Origin of the sequence: Brevibacterium sp. 'Marine' (assembly GCF_012844365.1) — a bacterium.
GTDB lineage: Bacteria > Actinomycetota > Actinomycetes > Actinomycetales > Brevibacteriaceae > Brevibacterium.
The window spans coordinates 813,124-831,054 of sequence record NZ_CP051626.1; the positions used below are offsets into that span (position 1 = coordinate 813,124).

A 17,931-nucleotide genomic window follows, 5' to 3' on the forward strand; every position below is an offset into this window, starting at 1 on the left:
GACGACCGGACTGATCTTCTTCAGACAATCACATTCGCCATGGTGCATGTGAGTACGTTGTCATCTTCGGTCACGTGTGCAGACGGGCGAAACCGTAGAGTGGGCACATGAGCTATGGGCAGAGCAGTCACGGCAGGGGTCATCGGCAGGGGACGAATCAGTCCTGGGCCCAATCCGGGTGGACCGAGGCAGACGGGTACCAGCTCGCAGGTGGGCAGAACCCGTCGGGACCGTATTCGCCGGAGAATTCCGCCTACCCACCGGCCCCACCGGGACCGCCTGCACCAACAGGCTGGGACGTCCGACCGGCGCCCCACCATCCGGGCTGGCTTGCCCGCAGTCTGTTCTGGACGGCGCTCATCCTCGGCGGACTGCCGTCTCTCCTGCTGGCGCCGCTGAGCATGTCGGGTGGACCACAGGTCTATGCTCTCTACAGCATCGGGTCGATCCTGGCGCAATGCCTGCGGCTCATCCTCGGCGTCGCTGCCATCCTGCTGGTGAAGAACACGAGTTGGTCGCGCAGAATCGTCGGCGCCGCGATCTTCCTGATCGGATGTGTCGCGCTGTTGGTCCTCAATCCGGTGCTGTCGGCGGTCATCAATATGGGTGAACCCGGGTCTGTCGACTCGATGCTGGTGTCTGTCATTCAGGGAGTACTGAGTGCCTGTTACCTGGCGGCCGTGCTCTGCGGGTGGAACATCGCCCGCAATCGGCGGTGGTGGATCCTCGTCATCGCCGTCGTGATCGCCGTGCTGTTGAATGTGCTGACCGCGGTCGTCGGCCTCTCCCTGGCCACGGGGCTGGCTTCCGGCGTCATTGCCGTGGCGATCATCCAGGCAGTGATGTTCGGCCTCGTCTTCGCGGTACTCGGACTCTGCCATCTGCTCGGTCGGGTGCGCGGAGGGACAGTGCCTGTGTCCAGCCGGGCAGCACCCGTCTATTCGGCCCCGGGACGGCCGGCCCAGAGTCAGTCAGGGCACATGCCCTACCAGCCCTGACCCGGGACCTTCAGCGAATCGGCCCCTGAGTGTCGAGACTTCCGCATGCAGCGGGTGGTCTCGACGCTCAGGGGTCGATTCGGTGCTGCGGCACGGCGTGCCGCGGATCAGACGCCGAGCGCGGGGACGCCCCGCCGCCAGTGTCAGACGGCGGTTTCGGTCACCGCCGCGACGCTGCCGCCGAAGCGATCAGCCAGCGTACCCTCGTGGACCCTGCCGAGTTCGTCGAGTTTGATCGAGAAGTGGTCGACGACCTCGAGCTCGGGAGCTCCGTCGCCGGCATCGGTCATGCCGATGCGCACGAACGGGAACCGGCGTGCCGTGCACATGTCCTTGAAGCGGACTTCTTCCGACCGCGGCACGGCGACGATCGCGCGCGCCGCCGATTCGGAGAACAGTGCGGTGAACACGTCGATGCCGTCACGCTCGCAGACCTCGTCGAGCCAGATCCGGGCGCCGGTGCCATAGCGCAGCGACGATTCGACGAGTGCCTGCGACAGTCCACCCTCGGACAGATCGTGCGCGGCATCGATCATGCCGTCGCGCGAGCAGTTGATGAGGATCTCGCCGAGTTCCTTCTCCGCCGCCGGCTTGTACTGCGGAGGAACACCGCCGAGGTGGCCCGCCGTGACGTCGGCCCACGCCGAACCGTCGAGCTCCGCCTCGGTGGTGCCGAGCAGATAGATGGTCTGGCCCGGCTCCTGCCAGCCGCTCGGGGTGGCGCGGGTGACATCATCGAAGACACCGAGCACACCGACGACCGGAGTCGGGTGGATGGCCACTCCGCCGGTCTGGTTGTACAGGGACACGTTGCCGCCGGTGACCGGGATTCCCATGTCCTGGCAGGCGCCGGCGAGGCCTTCGACAGCCTGCGCGAACTGCCACATGATCTCCGGATCCTCGGGGGATCCGAAGTTCAGGCAGTCGGTGACCGCACGCGGAATGGCACCGGAGGTCGAGACGTTGCGGTAGGCCTCGGCCAGAGCCAGCTGGGCACCGCGCGCCGGGTCGAGGAAGCTGTAGCGGCCGTTGGCATCGGTGGCGATGGCCACGCCGAGACCGGACTCCTCGTCGACGCGGACGACACCGGCATCATCCGGGTAGGCCAATGCGGTATTGCCCTGAACGTACTTGTCGTACTGCGAGGTGATCCACGACTTCGAGGCGAGGTTCGGCGACCCCGCGAGCTGCAGCACCGTCGACCGCAGCTCATCATCGGACTGGGGCTTCGCCAAACCAGCGGCCTCAACGGTGTTCGCCGCCACCTCGGCGGTCCATGACGGTTCGGTGAACGGACGGTTGTACACGGGGCCGTCGTGAGCGACAGAGCGCGGGGGCACATCGACGATGACGTCGCCGTGCCATTCGATGACGAGACGATCGGAGTCGGTGACCTCGCCGAGCACGGAGGTCTCGACCTCCCATTTGCCGACAATCTGCAAGAACTCCTCGAGGCGGTCCGGACGGACGACAGCCATCATCCGCTCCTGCGACTCCGACATGAGGATCTCTTCAGGGGTCAGCGTCTCATCGCGCAGCAGCACGTCATCGAGGGCGATGTGCATACCGCCGTCGCCGTTGGACGCCAGTTCCGAGGTCGCACAGGAGATTCCCGCGGCGCCGAGGTCCTGAATGCCTTCGACGACACCGGCGTGGAAGAGCTCGAGGCAGCATTCGATGAGCACCTTCTCAGCGAACGGATCGCCGACCTGCACGGCTGGACGCTTCGACGGCTTCGAATCGTCGAAGGACTCTGAAGCGAGGATCGAAGCACCGCCGATGCCGTCGCCACCGGTGCGCGCACCGAAGAGCACGACCTTGTTGCCCAGTCCCGACGCGTTGGCCAAACGGATGTCCTCGTGTCGCATCACGCCCACAGCCAGGGCGTTGACCAGCGGATTTCCCTGATAGACGGAATCGAAGACGGTTTCGCCGCCGATGTTCGGCAGGCCCAGGGAGTTGCCGTAGTTGCTGATGCCGGCGACCACGCCGTGGACGACTCGGGCGGTGTCCGGATGGTCGATGGCTCCGAATCGCAGCTGATCCATCACGGCGACCGGGCGCGCGCCCATGGAGATGATGTCGCGGACGATGCCGCCGACTCCGGTGGCAGCACCCTGGTGGGGTTCGACGTAGCTGGGGTGGTTGTGCGATTCGACCTTGAAGGTCACCGCCCAGCCGTTCCCGATGTCGACGACGCCGGCGTTCTCGCCGATGCCCACGAGCAGGTGCTTCTTCATGTCCTCGGTGACCTTGTCACCGAACTTGGACAGGTGGACCTTCGAGGACTTGTACGAGCAGTGCTCGGACCACATCACCGAATACATGGCCAATTCCGCCGAGGTGGGGCGACGTCCGAGGATCGCCTTGATCTTCTCGTATTCGTCGGCCGTGAGACCGAGATCGGCGAAAGGCTGCTCGACGTCGGGGTTCGCCGCTGCGAACTCGACCGTCTCCTTGACCTTCTTCGATGCATTCTGCGGGGAATCGACCTGCGTGGAATCCGCAGAGCTGAGGTTAGACGTCATGTCCTCTTCGGGGCCCTTTCATACGACACGGCACTCACGGCCAATCTTAGCCGTGTCCCCACTGCAAGGGCGAAGCGCGTCCACGGCAGGGCCGCCTCGGGGAGGGGATGGGCCGTTCCCGGCTGGGAATCGGACGGTCGCACGCCACTTAGAATGGAAACCATGGCAACTCCCAAGATCGTCCTGTTCTATGTCTTCACCCCGCTGCCCGACCCCGAAGCGGTCAAGCTGTGGCAGCACACCCTAGCCGAGAGCCTCGGTCTCAAAGGGCGGATCATCGTATCGAAGGACGGAATCAACGCCACGGTCGGAGGGGACGTCTTCGACGTTAAGCAGTACGTGCGGGCGACGAAGTCCTACGCGCCATTCAAGGGAGCGGACATCAAATGGTCGAACGGTCAGGGCGATGACTTCCCGCGCCTGAGCGTGAAGGTCCGCGACGAACTCGTCACCTTCGGCACCCCGGACGAGATCACCGTGACAGACGACGGAGTCCAAGGCGGCGGCCAGCATCTCAAACCCGGAGCCCTGCACAAGCTCCTCGACGAACGCGGCGAGGAGGTCGTCTTCTTCGACGGGCGCAACGCGATGGAGGCGCAGATCGGGAAGTTCCGGGACGCGATCGTGCCCGACACGGACACCACGCGTGACTTCATCGCCGAGATCGAATCCGGCAAATACGACGACCTCAAGGACAAGCCCGTCGTCACCTACTGCACCGGCGGAATCCGCTGCGAGGTCCTGTCCGTGCTCATGAAGAACCGCGGATTCGAAGAGGTCTATCAGCTCGACGGAGGCATCGTCCGCTACGGCGAGACCTTCGGCAGCTCCGGCTACTGGGACGGATCGCTCTACGTCTTCGACAAGCGCATGCACGTCGAGTTCGGGGACAATGTCGAATCCATCGGGCACTGTGTGTCCTGCGACAAGAAGACCCCGGAGTTCGTCAACTGTGCGAACCTCGAGTGCCGCAGACAGTACCTGCGGTGCGCCGATTGCACGGACAAGGGTCTGCAGCCCTATTGCGCCGACTGCGTCGAGCAGGGGACCCCCGCCGAGGCGGCCGCCGGCTGAGCGTGTGACCTCGCTTCAGCGCAGCAGGTTCTTCGTCGCCGCATCGATGTCGGTCCACCTGAAGTCGAACCCGGCCGCTTCGAGTCGTGCCGGCAGCACCCACCGACTCTTGAGCACGAGTTCCGACTCCTGACGCAGGACGGTCATCCCGATCTCGAGCAGCCACCTGGGTGCAGGAATCCCCACGGGCATGCGCACTGCTGTGCGCAGCGCTTTCATCAGTGAGCGATTGTCCGCGACCTGTGGGTTCGAGACGTTGATCGGCCCGCTGAGCTCGTCATGTTCGTCGATGAACCGGATCGCCCGGAGCACATCGTCGATGTGGACCCAGCTGAACCGCTGTCGTCCGTGAGTCGGCGGATGCCCCCGCCAGACGGTCGGCCCGGAAGCGTCCGGGCCGATCCCGCGATAGCGCCGGTGCGGGAACCAGCGACCTTCATACTGGGCACCGCCTGCACCGAATCTGGCCGCGGTGGCCAACATGTTCAGCGCCGCTCCGTCACCGAGCACGATCGCCATTCGCAACGCGACTCGTCGGGTCGCGGGCAGGTCCCCGGCGAAGAACTCCTTCTCCCAGGCTTTGGCGATGTCGACCGAGAACCCTTCGCCGATGTCTCCGTCGTCCTCGGTCTGCGGGCGGTCCATCGCGTGACGGTAGATGGTCGCCGTGCTCGAGTTGATCCACAGGCGCGGCGGCGCCGAGGCGGCCGACACGGCCGTATTGAGAGTGCGGGTCGTATCGACGCGGGAGTCCCAGATGACCTGGCGGTTGGCATCCGTATACCGGCACCCGACGCTGCGACCGGCGAGGTTGATGAGCAGATCGGCGCCGTCGACGAGCTCGGCGATTCGGTCGGGACGATCCCAGGTGGCGTCGGCCGAGGCGGGGGAGCGGCCGATCGTCCGTGTTGCATACCCCCACGTGGTGAGTGCATTCAGCAGCTCGCCGCCGATGAATCCTGATGCGCCTGCGACGACGGCGATCGGAGCCTGGGCGTTCGGCAGTGATGTGTCTGCGGGTTCGATGCTCATACTCAGGACGCTAACACCCCGCTTTCGCGGGGCTGTTGATGCGGCGTGGAGGCCGTGTGGTGGGTGTCACGTGGAGAAAGTCGGTTTTGGATTTGCACGTCGCCTCTGGGGTGGTCTAGAGTTATATCTCGTTGCCCCGCCGGAAACGAGGTTCACGGAACACCGTTTCTACCGGGTCTGACCAGGACAAACACGGTTTGATCCAAGTGTTCAGGCGATCGGGTGGGTGACAGAAAAATGAAACTGATACCCCCAGTGAACACACTGTCTTTTTGTGTGGTGTGGTGATGGGTGTGTGTTTGTGGTTTGAGAATCCAATAGCGTGTTTGTTTGAACAAGTTGTGATGCCAGAACAATTTATTTTCTGGTAAGACAATCACCTGGCCAAACATTGGTTCGCCCCTGGTGGGTGGTTCTTCGCCGAACCTCCTGCTGTGTGGGGTGGATGGTGTGTTTGGTCAGTAATTTTATGGGTCAACCTTCTCACCCCGTGAGGGGTTGGCTGTCTTGCTGGGATTCATTCGTTACATAAAGTTTTTTATGGAGAGTTTGATCCTGGCTCAGGACGAACGCTGGCTGCGTGCTTAACACATGCAAGTCGAACGCTGAAGCCGGGTGCTTGCACCTGGTGGATGAGTGGCGAACGGGTGAGTAACACGTGAGTAACCTGCCCCTGATTTCGGGATAAGCCTGGGAAACTGGGTCTAATACCGGATACGACCATCCCTCGCATGAGGGTTGGTGGAAAGTTTTTCGATCGGGGATGGGCTCGCGGCCTATCAGCTTGTTGGTGGGGGTAATGGCCTACCAAGGCGACGACGGGTAGCCGGCCTGAGAGGGCGACCGGCCACACTGGGACTGAGACACGGCCAGACTCCTACGGGAGGCAGCAGTGGGGAATATTGCACAATGGGGAAACCCTGATGCAGCGACGCAGCGTGCGGGATGACGGCCTTCGGGTTGTAAACCGCTTTCAGCAGGGAAGAAGCCGTAAGGTGACGGTACCTGCAGAAGAAGTACCGGCTAACTACGTGCCAGCAGCCGCGGTAATACGTAGGGTACGAGCGTTGTCCGGAATTATTGGGCGTAAAGAGCTCGTAGGTGGTTGGTCACGTCTGCTGTGGAAACGCAACGCTTAACGTTGCGCGTGCAGTGGGTACGGGCTGACTAGAGTGCAGTAGGGGAGTCTGGAATTCCTGGTGTAGCGGTGAAATGCGCAGATATCAGGAGGAACACCGGTGGCGAAGGCGGGACTCTGGGCTGTAACTGACACTGAGGAGCGAAAGCATGGGGAGCGAACAGGATTAGATACCCTGGTAGTCCATGCCGTAAACGTTGGGCACTAGGTGTGGGGGACATTCCACGTTCTCCGCGCCGTAGCTAACGCATTAAGTGCCCCGCCTGGGGAGTACGGTCGCAAGGCTAAAACTCAAAGGAATTGACGGGGGCCCGCACAAGCGGCGGAGCATGCGGATTAATTCGATGCAACGCGAAGAACCTTACCAAGGCTTGACATACACTGGACCGTTCTGGAAACAGTTCTTCTCTTTGGAGCTGGTGTACAGGTGGTGCATGGTTGTCGTCAGCTCGTGTCGTGAGATGTTGGGTTAAGTCCCGCAACGAGCGCAACCCTCGTTCTATGTTGCCAGCACGTGATGGTGGGAACTCATAGGAGACTGCCGGGTCAACTCGGAGGAAGGTGGGGATGACGTCAAATCATCATGCCCTTTATGTCTTGGGCTTCACGCATGCTACAATGGCTGGTACAGAGAGAGGCGAACCCGTGAGGGTGAGCGAATCCCTTAAAGCCAGTCTCAGTTCGGATCGTAGTCTGCAATTCGACTACGTGAAGTCGGAGTCGCTAGTAATCGCAGATCAGCAACGCTGCGGTGAATACGTTCCCGGGCCTTGTACACACCGCCCGTCAAGTCACGAAAGTCGGTAACACCCGAAGCCGGTGTCCCAACCCCTTGTGGGAGGGGGCCGTCTAAGGTGGGACTGGTGATTGGGACTAAGTCGTAACAAGGTAGCCGTACCGGAAGGTGCGGCTGGATCACCTCCTTTCTAAGGAGCACACATCAGAACCCCAACGCAGTGACCGAATGCGTCATCTGGTTGGGAGCTCAAGGGTGGAACATCACTTCTTTCGCTCATACCTTCCAGCGTGGTGTGGCCTGTGTGCCATGACGACGGTGGTGATCGGGTGGGCTAGGACGAACACGTTATTGGGTCCTGGAATCACAAACCCCACACAGTGTGTGTGGGTGTGGTTTCAACCAACAGGACCAACCCGACGGCCAGGCAGCAGCGAAATGGTGTTGTGTGGTGGCCGGTGTTTGGTAGTGGTTTGAGAATCGTATAGTGGACGCGAGCATCAAACAACACAATTGTTTTGTGTTGTTGATGTAATGTTTTTTTCTTGTCATCATCTAGTGAAGGTGAATGAAACAATTTTTCGCGCACACAAGCCCCTGTGGGTTGGGTGAGTGTGTAAGAGCGCATGGTGGATGCCTTGGCATCAGGAGCCGATGAAGGACGTGGAAATCTGCGATAAGCCTCGGGGAGCCGATAAACAGGCGTTGATCCGAGGGTCTCCGAATGGGGAAACCCCGCCACTCGTGAGGGTGGTGACCCGTGTCTGAATATATAGGGCATGTGGAGGGAACGCGGGGAAGTGAAACATCTCAGTACCCGCAGGAAGAGAAAATAACAATGATTCCGGGAGTAGTGGCGAGCGAAACTGGATGAGCCTAAACCTTGTCAGTGTCAAGCGTGCTGGTGTTGCTGTCAGGGTGTTGTGGGTGTGCATGGTCCGGTTCAGCATGACTGGTCCGCGAGCGTGGTGGTGTAGTCGAACCTGGTGGGAAACAGGACCGGAGTGGGTGAGAGTCCCGTAGACGAAACATTGACCTGTCGTGGTGTGTGCGTTGCCCGAGTAGCACGGAACTCGTGGAATTTCGTGTGAATCTGCCAGGACCACCTGGTAAGGCTAAATACTTCCTGATGACCGATAGCGGAATGAGTACCGTGAGGGAATGGTGAAAAGTACCCCGGGAGGGGAGTGAAAGAGTACCTGAAACCATGTGCTTACAATCCGTCAGAGCAGTATCTTGATGACTGTGATGGCGTGCCTTTTGAAGAATGAGCCTGCGAGTTAGCGGTGCGTGGCGAGGTTAACCCGTGTGGGGTAGCCGTAGCGAAAGCGAGTCCGAATAGGCGAATTGAGTCGCGTGTCCTAGACCCGAAGCGGAGTGATCTAGCCATGGGCAGGGTGAAGCGTGTGTAAGAGCGCGTGGAGGCCCGCACCCACTTCAGTTGAAATGGAGGGGATGACCTGTGGTTAGGGGTGAAAGGCCAATCAAACTCTGTGATAGCTGGTTCTCCCCGAAATGCATTTAGGTGCAGCGTTGCGTGGTTCTTGCTGGAGGTAGAGCTACTGGATGGCTGATGGGCCCTACCGGGTTACTGACGTCAACTAAACTCCGAATGCCAGTCAAGGTTCAGCGTGGCAGTGAGACAGTGGGGGATAAGCTTCATTGTCGAGAGGGAAACAGCCCAGACCATCAACTAAGGCCCCTAAGCGTGTGCTCAGTGGGAAAGGATTTCAGTTGCGAAGACAACCAGGAGGTTGGCTTAGAAGCAGCCATCCTTGAAAGAGTGCGTAATAGCTCACTGGTCAAGTGATTGAGCGCCGATAATGTAGCGGGGCTAAGTACACCGCCGAAGTTGTGGCAGCACCACGGACGCCGTAATGGTGTGGTGTTGGGTAGGGGAGCGTCGAGTTGCCGGTGAAGTCGCCGTGTGAACGAGTGGTGGAGGCGATTCGAGTGAGAATGCAGGCATGAGTAGCGAAAGACGGTGAGAAACCCGTCCACCGGATGACCAAGGGTTCCAGGGCTAGGCTAATCCGCCCTGGGTAAGTCGGGACCTAAGGCGAGGCCGACAGGCGTAGTCGATGGACAACCAGTTGATATTCTGGTACCGACACACAACCGACAGTACCAAAACACACGATACTAACCATCCAATCCTCCTTTGAGTCTTCGGACTTGATGTTGGGGTTGCGGGTGGGACCTGAGTGTGGAGTCGGTAAGCGTGAGGTGTGACGCAGAAAGGTAGCCAGGCCGTGCGATGGTAGTCACGGTCTAAGGTTGTAGCACGTGGGGGTAGGTAAATCCGTCCCCACAAGTGTGTGAGAGCTGATGGGCGCCCCACATTGGTGGGGTGATCTGGTGATCCTCTGCTGCCGAGAAAAGCATCGACGTGAGGGTGTGTGTTGCCCGTACCCTATAACCGACACAGGTGGTCGAGTAGAGAATACTAAGGTGATCGAGAGAATCGTGGTTAAGGAACTCGGCAAAATGCCCCCGTAACTTCGGGAGAAGGGGGACCATCCCGGTGAACCCAACTTGCTTGGGGATGTGCTGGTGGTGGTCGCAGAGGCCAGAGAGAAGCGACTGTTTATTAAAAACACAGGTCCGTGCGAAGATGTAAGTCGATGTATACGGACTGACGCCTGCCGGTGCTGGAAGGTTAAGAGGACCTGTTAACCCGTAAGGGTGAAGCGGAGAATTTAAGCCCCAGTAAACGGCGGTGGTAACTATAACCATCCTAAGGTAGCGAAATTCCTTGTCGGGTAAGTTCCGACCTGCACGAATGGCGTAACGACTTCTCTGCTGTCTCAACCACGAACTCGGCGAAATTGCATTACGAGTAAAGATGCTCGTTACGCGCAGCAGGACGGAAAGACCCCGAGACCTTCACTATAGTTTGGTATTGGGATTCGGTGTGGTTTGTGTAGGATAGGTGGAAGACTGTGAAGCCCTGACGCTAGTTGGGGTGGAGTCGATCGGTGAAATACCACTCTGACCATAGTGGATTCCTTAACTTCGGACCCTGATCGGGTTCAGGGACAGTGCCTGATGGGTAGTTTAACTGGGGCGGTTGCCTCCTAAAGAGTAACGGAGGCGCCCAAAGGTTCCCTCAGCCTGGTTGGCAATCAGGTGTCGAGTGTAAGTGCACAAGGGAGCTTGACTGTGAGACGGACGTGTCGAGCAGGAGCGAAAGCTGGGACTAGTGACCCGGCCATGGCTTGTGGAAGCGTGGTCGCTCAACGGATAAAAGGTACCTCGGGGATAACAGGCTGATCTTGCCCAAGAGTCCATATCGACGGCATGGTTTGGCACCTCGATGTCGGCTCGTCGCATCCTGGGGCTGGAGTCGGTCCCAAGGGTTGGGCTGTTCGCCCATTAAAGCGGTACGCGAGCTGGGTTTAGAACGTCGTGAGACAGTTCGGTCCCTATCCGCTGCGTGCGTAGGAAATTTGTGGAGGTCTGTCCTTAGTACGAGAGGACCGGGACGGACGAACCTCTGGTGTGCCAGTTGTTCCGCCAGGAGCATGGCTGGTTGGCTACGTTCGGGATGGATAACCGCTGAAAGCATCTAAGCGGGAAGCCGGCTCCGAGATGAGATTTCCAACTGACTTTTGTCAGGGGAGGTGTCCTATAGATGATGGGGTTGATAGGCCGGGTATGGAAGCACAGCAATGTGTGGAGTTGACTGGTACTAATACACCGATCACTCACCAACCATTCCAAGTGGGGTTGGTGTGTGCGAGAGAGTGTTTCTGTGAGTAATCTTTTCTAGTTGTGATGAGAGAATGCGCCCTTGTGGGGTGCGCATGACATTGTTTTTGGTGTTCGCGTTCGCTGTGCGGTTCTTGGACCACTACCGCTGACAATCCTTGTGGGTTGTGGTGGTGGTCTGTGTGGTTTTGCGGTGGTGATAGTGGTGGGGAAACGCCCGGTTAACCGTTCCGATCCCGGTAGCTAAGCCCATTCGCGCTGATGGTACTGCAACTTGGTGGTTGTGGGAGAGTAAGTGACTGCCGCAATATTCTTTGGGGTGATGGCCTCGTCCAGTCTTGGGCGGGGCCATCACTGTATTCACGATGAGGTGTGTTGCCCGTGCTTGTTGCTACCTGAAGGGGGCCCAGCTACCTGGCGCGGGGTTGCTGAGCCCCCGCCAGGTAGCAAATGGCCTCGTCCGACTCTGACCTGACTTGCACAAGTAGATGAGGTTTTCGGGGCCGCCGAGCATATTCCTCCTGGTCAGGAGGTTGCTTGTTTCGGATTTGGGTAACTAATTTGAGCCTTATCATGGTGGAATGAGCCCATTCGTGCGCAAGGTCCCGACCGCGTCGGGCGCCACATCCGTACAGATCGCTGATAAGACCGGCGGGAAGTACCGGATCGTCGAGCACCTCGGGTCAGCCCACACACCCGAAGACCTCGCCGCTCTCGTCGAGGCCGGCAAAGCCAAACTGCGCGACCCCGGACAGGCCACACTCGACTTCGATATTGCCGACAAACCACGAGTGGCATCGGCAGTCGTGAAGTCCAGCAGATCCGGACTCCTCATCGACACGATCCGCACCGTGTACGAAAGGCTCGGGTTCGACATCATCGACGATGAAGCATTCTTCCAACTCGTCGCTGCCCGATTGGTTGAGCCGACGTCGAAGTCCGCCAGTGTCAGAGTCCTTGACGAACTCGGTGTCGACGTCGTTCACCACAACACGTTCCTCAACAGCCTTATCCGGGCAAAAGAACGCGACTACCGGGCACAGATCGCTGAGAAATGCTTCGCCCACAGCGTCGCTACCACCGGGATCAGCCTGCTCCTCTATGACGTCACGACCTTGTATTTCGAAGCTGAGAAGGAAGACGATCTGCGCCAGGTCGGGTACTCGAAAGAACGTCGTGTCGACCCGCAGATCGTCGTCGGGTTGCTCGTCGACAGGACGGGGTTCCCACTCGAGATCGGGTGCTTCGAAGGCGCGAAAGCCGAGACCCACACGATCATTCCCGTGATCAAAGCCTTCCAACACCGCCACCAGGTGGCGGACATGGTCGTCGCCGCTGATGCGGGCATGCTGTCGGCGAAGAACCTCAAGGAACTCGACGATGCTGGGCTGCGGTTCATCGTCGGGTCGAGGCAGACGAAAGCACCACATGACCTGGCTACGCATTTTCGGTGGAACGGTGAGTACACCGACGATGGACAGATCATCGACACGATTACTCCGAAAGGGGTGAAGCGACTCGATCCGGAGCGGGTGAAGAAGCGACGCGAACCCGTGTGGTCGGCTACGGAACATCCGGATGCGTGGCGAGTGGTGTGGCAGTACCGGCGCAAACGGGCGATGCGTGATGAGCAGACGCTGAACCTACAGCGCAACCGCGCACTGGCAATCATCGATGGTGACAAGCCAGCGAAGAAGGCCCGGTTCGTGAAAGTCACGGACGAGGAGAAAGCCTTCGATGAGAAGGCGTATGAGCGGGCGATGAAGCTGACGGGGTTCAAGGGCTACGTGACGAACATTCCCGTCGGGACTATGCCAGCGACCGAGGTCATCGGCAGCTATCACGATCTCTGGCAGGTCGAGCAGTCTTTTCGGATGTCGAAGACCGACTTGAGAGCCAGGCCGATCTTTCACCGGACCAGGGATGCGATTGAGGCGCACTTGACGGTCGTGTTCACGGCGTTGGCCGTATCGAGGTTCATGCAGGCCGCGACTGGGGCGTCGTTGAAGAAGATCATCACGAGTTTGCGGCCGTTGCGGGAGTTCACCGGGCGGGTCGGTGGGCAGGACATCACGTTCACACCGGAGGTACCTAGGGCCGTCGAGAACATGCTCCAGGCGCTGGAAAAGTCGTAGATTCTGCTGTCAGCGGTGGGTAACTAAAGTTGTGCAACTCAGGTGACAATCCTTGTGGGTTGTGGTGGTGGTCTGTGTGGTTTTGCGGTGGTGATAGTGGTGGGGAAACGCCCGGTTAACCGTTCCGATCCCGGTAGCTAAGCCCATTCGCGCTGATGGTACTGCAACTTGGTGGTTGTGGGAGAGTAAGTGACTGCCGCAATATTCTTTGGGGTGATGGCCTCGTCCAGTCTTGGGCGGGGCCATCACTGTATTCACGATGAGGTGTGTTGCCCGTGCTTGTTGCTACCTGATGGGGCCGGGCTACCTGGCGCGGGGTTGCTGCGCCGCCGTCAGGTAGCAAATGGCCTCGTCCGACTCTGAGCGGGAGCCGGGCGAGGCCATTCGTGTATTCTCCGGCCCGGTCGCCGGCGACTATGAGCGGTGTTCTTACTGACGCGCAGAGATTGTGTGGAGTCGCCCCGGACAGGAGCCGGCCATCGATTCGCTCGAAATGGGCATTGCCGGTGGATCTAATGACGCGTATTCTAGTCGTTAATAGATTATGTGGTGAGTATTGCACTCATAAGGAGCCCAGATGAGCGTCACTCGACAAGTGGATCGCCGCCTCAGCGAGATCGGATCCTCGATTCGTCGGTGGCGACTCATGCAATCGCTCAAGGCAGTCGAAGTCGCAGAGCGGGCCGGCATCTCTCGATCGACGCTCCAGAAAGTCGAACGTGGTGACGCAGGCGTATCAATCGGGGCAGTGATGTCGGTTATGCAGGCACTGGGGCAGCTCGACCATGTGTCCGCCGCATTTGATCCTCTGAGCACCGATGTCGGCAGATTACGTTCCGCTGAAACACTTCCAAACAGGGTCCGTCGATGAGTGAGCAGATCCGGGTTGAGATGGACCATGGCGGAACGGCGGTATTCGTCGGCACCGCGTACTTCCACATCGCACGGGGGCAGATCTCGACGACGTTCAAATATTCCGATGAGTACGCGAGGACTCGATGGGCCTATTCCATCGACCCTGAGCTCCCGCTGTCGACAGCCCCATTCAGCGTACCTGGTCTGCCGGGAGCATTCGCCGACTGCTCTCCTGACCGGTGGGGTCGTAACCTCGTTGCGAAGGAGCATCGGCGGCAGGTCGCCGACGGCGTCGTGCGTGACCGCCGTCTGACAGACATCGACTTCCTGCTCGGAGTCAGCGACCGCACCCGGCAAGGGGCTCTGCGATTTCGTCGTGCGGCTGGAGAAGACTTCCTCAGCCCGACGAACCGTGTACCGAAACTGCTCTCCTTGCCCGAGCTGCAGCGGGCTGCCGATGGGGCCGCAGAAGGGTCGGGCACGGCTGTGAAGCGCCTTCTTGACGCTGGGACAGGATCTCTGGGAGGGGCGCGGCCCAAAGCATCTGTGGCGGACGATGAGGGGCGACTGTTGATCGCGAAGTTCTCCCGGCCCGGAGACGATCGAGACGTCATCGCATGGGAGAGTCTGGCACTCGAACTCGCCCGTAGGGCCGGAATCGACACTTCTGAATCTCGGTTGCTGAGCGTCGACGAGAGATCCGTGCTCCTTCTGCAGAGGTTCGATCGTACGGCCGACCGTCGGATCGGATATATGAGTGCGATGACAGCAACCGGGCGTCGGGACGGAGAAGCCGGTGACTATCTCGATATCGTCGAAGCTATCGAAGACCACAGCCGGAGCTGGCGCAGCGACTGTGCGGAACTGTTTCGCCGAGTGGCATTCTCAGTTGCTTTGCACAATACGGACGATCATTTGCGTAACCATGGCTTCATACGGGCGGACGCGGGATGGCAGCTGAGCCCGGCTTTCGACATCAACCCGGAACCGGAGCCCGCGGTCGAACGGCAGACCGCGATCAATGGCGTCGCGTCCGCGGAGGTTGAAGCAGAGGCGCTGCTCGATTTCGCCTCTCTCTGCCATCTGACGAAGCCGACTGCTGTGTCAGTGCTCAATGAGGTCGTGAGCGCAGTCCAAGGGTGGAGATCGCAGGCGGTCGAACGCGGGATCCGACGGGCAGAGATCACCGAGATGGGTGCCGTCATCGACGCGCAGCTCGCACGCTTGGGCGAAGCTATCCGACTGTGCCGCTGAATCGCGCGGCATTCAGGCTCGTTTGCTGCAGGGACTGATGTGCAGCCGGGCCGCTCTGCAAGTGGCATCGCTGAGCACTGCAGGCCGTGTGGTGGGTGTCACGTGGAGAAAGTCGGTTTTGGATTTGCACGTCGCCTCTGGGGTGGTCTAGAGTTATATCTCGTTGCCCCGCCGGAAACGAGGTTCACGGAACACCGTTTCTACCGGGTCTGACCAGGACAAACACGGTTTGATCCAAGTGTTCAGGCGATCGGGTGGGTGACAGAAAAATGAAACTGATACCCCCAGTGAACACACTGTCTTTTTGTGTGGTGTGGTGATGGGTGTGTGTTTGTGGTTTGAGAATCCAATAGCGTGTTTGTTTGAACAAGTTGTGATGCCAGAACAATTTATTTTCTGGTAAGACAATCACCTGGCCAAACATTGGTTCGCCCCTGGTGGGTGGTTCTTCGCCGAACCTCCTGCTGTGTGGGGTGGATGGTGTGTTTGGTCAGTAATTTTATGGGTCAACCTTCTCACCCCGTGAGGGGTTGGCTGTCTTGCTGGGATTCATTCGTGACATAAGTTTTTTATGGAGAGTTTGATCCTGGCTCAGGACGAACGCTGGCTGCGTGCTTAACACATGCAAGTCGAACGCTGAAGCCGGGTGCTTGCACCTGGTGGATGAGTGGCGAACGGGTGAGTAACACGTGAGTAACCTGCCCCTGATTTCGGGATAAGCCTGGGAAACTGGGTCTAATACCGGATACGACCATCCCTCGCATGAGGGTTGGTGGAAAGTTTTTCGATCGGGGATGGGCTCGCGGCCTATCAGCTTGTTGGTGGGGTAATGGCCTACCAAGGCGACGACGGGTAGCCGGCCTGAGAGGGCGACCGGCCACACTGGGACTGAGACACGGCCCAGACTCCTACGGGAGGCAGCAGTGGGGAATATTGCACAATGGGGGAAACCCTGATGCAGCGACGCAGCGTGCGGGATGACGGCCTTCGGGTTGTAAACCGCTTTCAGCAGGGAAGAAGCCGTAAGGTGACGGTACCTGCAGAAGAAGTACCGGCTAACTACGTGCCAGCAGCCGCGGTAATACGTAGGGTACGAGCGTTGTCCGGAATTATTGGGCGTAAAGAGCTCGTAGGTGGTTGGTCACGTCTGCTGTGGAAACGCAACGCTTAACGTTGCGCGTGCAGTGGGTACGGGCTGACTAGAGTGCAGTAGGGGAGTCTGGAATTCCTGGTGTAGCGGTGAAATGCGCAGATATCAGGAGGAACACCGGTGGCGAAGGCGGGACTCTGGGCTGTAACTGACACTGAGGAGCGAAAGCATGGGGAGCGAACAGGATTAGATACCCTGGTAGTCCATGCCGTAAACGTTGGGCACTAGGTGTGGGGGACATTCCACGTTCTCCGCGCCGTAGCTAACGCATTAAGTGCCCCGCCTGGGGAGTACGGTCGCAAGGCTAAAACTCAAAGGAATTGACGGGGGCCCGCACAAGCGGCGGAGCATGCGGATTAATTCGATGCAACGCGAAGAACCTTACCAAGGCTTGACATACACTGGACCGTTCTGGAAACAGTTCTTCTCTTTGGAGCTGGTGTACAGGTGGTGCATGGTTGTCGTCAGCTCGTGTCGTGAGATGTTGGGTTAAGTCCCGCAACGAGCGCAACCCTCGTTCTATGTTGCCAGCACGTGATGGTGGGAACTCATAGGAGACTGCCGGGGTCAACTCGGAGGAAGGTGGGGATGACGTCAAATCATCATGCCCTTTATGTCTTGGGCTTCACGCATGCTACAATGGCTGGTACAGAGAGAGGCGAACCCGTGAGGGTGAGCGAATCCCTTAAAGCCAGTCTCAGTTCGGATCGTAGTCTGCAATTCGACTACGTGAAGTCGGAGTCGCTAGTAATCGCAGATCAGCAACGCTGCGGTGAATACGTTCCCGGGCCTTGTACACACCGCCCGTCAAGTCACGAAAGTCGGTAACACCCGAAGCCGGTGTCCCAACCCCTTGTGGGAGGGGGCCGTCTAAGGTGGGACTGGTGATTGGGACTAAGTCGTAACAAGGTAGCCGTACCGGAAGGTGCGGCTGGATCACCTCCTTTCTAAGGAGCACACATCAGAACCCCAACGCAGTGACCGAATGCGTCATCTGGTTGGGAGCTCAAGGGTGGAACATCACTTCTTTCGCTCATACCTTCCAGCGTGGTGTGGCCTGTGTGCCATGACGACGGTGGTGATCGGGTGGGCTAGGACGAACACGTTATTGGGTCCTGGAATCACAAACCCCACACAGTGTGTGTGGGTGTGGTTTCAACCAACAGGACCAACCCGACGGCCAGGCAGCAGCGAAATGGTGTTGTGTGGTGGCCGGTGTTTGGTAGTGGTTTGAGAATCGTATAGTGGACGCGAGCATCAAACAACACAATTGTTTTGTGTTGTTGATGTAATGTGATTTTTCTTGTCATCATCTAGTGA

General features: G+C 59.1%; 7 protein-coding genes and 5 rRNA genes. 10 read left to right on the top strand and 2 right to left on the bottom strand.

All coding sequences use genetic code 11. The features are described 5' to 3' along the window. Window positions 1–107 precede the first annotated feature (107 nt). On the top strand, window positions 108–998 hold the full coding sequence (locus HF684_RS03520; RefSeq protein WP_169251372.1) for a hypothetical protein: 891 nt from the start codon (window positions 108–110) through the stop codon (window positions 996–998). A gap of 143 nt (window positions 999–1,141) precedes the next feature. On the opposite strand, the gene purL is transcribed toward HF684_RS03520, so the two are convergent. Beyond that, window positions 1,142–3,526, bottom strand: a complete 2,385-nt coding sequence (gene purL, locus HF684_RS03525) for a phosphoribosylformylglycinamidine synthase subunit PurL (protein WP_169251373.1) — start codon at window positions 3,524–3,526, stop codon at window positions 1,142–1,144. A gap of 162 nt (window positions 3,527–3,688) precedes the next feature. On the opposite strand from purL, the gene HF684_RS03530 reads away from it, so the two are divergent. Next, the gene (locus tag HF684_RS03530) at window positions 3,689–4,600 is read left to right on the top strand and encodes a rhodanese-related sulfurtransferase (RefSeq protein ID WP_169251374.1); all 912 of its coding nucleotides are present in this window, start codon (window positions 3,689–3,691) and stop codon (window positions 4,598–4,600) included. A gap of 15 nt (window positions 4,601–4,615) precedes the next feature. Here HF684_RS03530 and HF684_RS03535 read toward each other — a convergent pair whose 3' ends face one another. Continuing rightward, a complete protein-coding gene (locus HF684_RS03535; protein WP_169251375.1) occupies window positions 4,616–5,632 on the bottom strand; it encodes a DUF1731 domain-containing protein in 1,017 nt (338 codons plus the stop codon). 537 nt (window positions 5,633–6,169) lie between these two features. Here HF684_RS03535 and HF684_RS03540 point away from each other — a divergent pair. The 8 genes from HF684_RS03540 to HF684_RS03575 all read left to right on the top strand — a co-directional run bounded on the left by HF684_RS03540 (window position 6,170) and on the right by HF684_RS03575 (window position 17,558). Next, a 16S ribosomal RNA gene (locus HF684_RS03540) occupies window positions 6,170–7,696 on the top strand. 416 nt (window positions 7,697–8,112) lie between these two features. Further along, window positions 8,113–11,221: ribosomal RNA gene (locus HF684_RS03545) — 23S ribosomal RNA — on the top strand. A gap of 185 nt (window positions 11,222–11,406) precedes the next feature. Then, window positions 11,407–11,525, top strand: a 5S ribosomal RNA gene (rrf, locus tag HF684_RS03550). Window positions 11,526–11,798: 273 nt separating this feature from the next. After that, window positions 11,799–13,352 (top strand): IS1634 family transposase, encoded by a 1,554-nt coding sequence (locus HF684_RS03555; protein ID WP_169251376.1) that lies wholly within the window; start codon window positions 11,799–11,801, stop codon window positions 13,350–13,352. A gap of 83 nt (window positions 13,353–13,435) precedes the next feature. Beyond that, a 5S ribosomal RNA gene (gene rrf, locus HF684_RS03560) occupies window positions 13,436–13,554 on the top strand. The 16S, 23S and 5S rRNA genes sit together here, the layout of an rRNA operon. Window positions 13,555–13,929: 375 nt before the next feature. Further along, window positions 13,930–14,223 carry a helix-turn-helix transcriptional regulator gene (locus tag HF684_RS03565; protein ID WP_169251377.1) on the top strand — a complete coding sequence of 98 codons (294 nt, stop codon included), beginning with the start codon at window positions 13,930–13,932 and terminating at the stop codon, window positions 14,221–14,223. Then, window positions 14,220–15,461 (top strand): type II toxin-antitoxin system HipA family toxin, encoded by a 1,242-nt coding sequence (locus HF684_RS03570; RefSeq protein WP_169251378.1) that lies wholly within the window; start codon window positions 14,220–14,222, stop codon window positions 15,459–15,461. Before HF684_RS03565 ends, HF684_RS03570 begins: the two co-directional genes overlap by 4 nt. 568 nt (window positions 15,462–16,029) lie before the next feature. Then, a 16S ribosomal RNA gene (locus HF684_RS03575) occupies window positions 16,030–17,558 on the top strand. Window positions 17,559–17,931: the final 373 nt, after the last annotated feature.